Source organism: Streptomyces sp. NPDC059166 (assembly GCF_042755185.1).
In the GTDB taxonomy this organism is placed as follows: domain Bacteria; phylum Actinomycetota; class Actinomycetes; order Streptomycetales; family Streptomycetaceae; genus Streptomyces.
In genome coordinates this window covers 198,249-199,159 of sequence record NZ_JBHZCI010000007.1, presented here as the reverse complement: position 1 = coordinate 199,159, position 911 = coordinate 198,249, and the positions used below count along the sequence as shown (strand labels likewise).

General features: G+C 70.5%; 1 pseudogene. It reads left to right on the top strand.

The window, feature by feature from the left end:
* Positions 1-743: pseudogene (locus ACFXOA_RS07965) on the top strand (coagulation factor 5/8 type domain-containing protein); the annotation flags it as partial.
* Between the last annotated feature and the right edge of the window lie 168 nt (positions 744-911).

Below are 911 nucleotides of genomic sequence, written 5' to 3'. Positions count from 1 at the left end.
TCATCCCCGACAACGGGGTCACCGCGATCAAGGTCGGAGACGTCGACGGCGTCAAGCTCGCCGGACTCCTCGTCGACGCGGGACCGGTCAACTCCCAGGTCCTCGTCCAGGTGGGCCCGGAGGGCGCCTCCGCGGACCACTCCGCCAACCCGACCAGCCTCCAGGACGTGTTCGTCCGGGTCGGCGGCGCAGGGGCCGGGAAGGCGACCACCGGCATGGTGGTCAACAGCGACGACACCATCATCGACCACACCTGGCTGTGGCGCGCCGACCACGGCGACGGGGTCGGCTGGGAGACCAACCGCTCGGACTACGGGCTCCGGGTCAACGGTGACGACGTGCTGGCCACCGGACTGTTCGTCGAGCACTTCAACAAGTACGACGTGCAGTGGTACGGGGAGAACGGGAAGACGATCTTCTTCCAGAACGAGAAGGCGTACGACGCCCCGAACCAGGCGGCCATCCAGAACGGCGGAATCAAGGGGTACGCCGCCTACAAGGTGGGCGACTCCGTCACCACCCACGAGGGCTGGGGCATGGGCAGCTACTGCTACTTCAACGTCGACCCGACCATCCGTCAGCAGCACGGATTCCAGGCCCCGGTGAAGCCCGGGGTGAAGTTCCACGACCTGCTCGTCGTCTCCCTCGGCGGCCAGGGGCAGTACGAACACGTCATCAACAACACCGGATCCCCGACATCCGGTACGTCGACCATCCCGTCCCAGGTGGTCTCCTTTCCCTGAGCCGGGATGAGATGAGCACGGTCTGCTCATCGGAAGCGTGGGGGCCCGCGGGGTTCGCCGGGGCCCCCCGCGGGGGCGGCCCCCCCCCGCGGGCGGCCGCGGGGGCCCCCAGGGCCACGGGGTGGGGGGGGCCGGGCCCGGCGGGGCGGGGGGGGGGGCCGGCCCCCC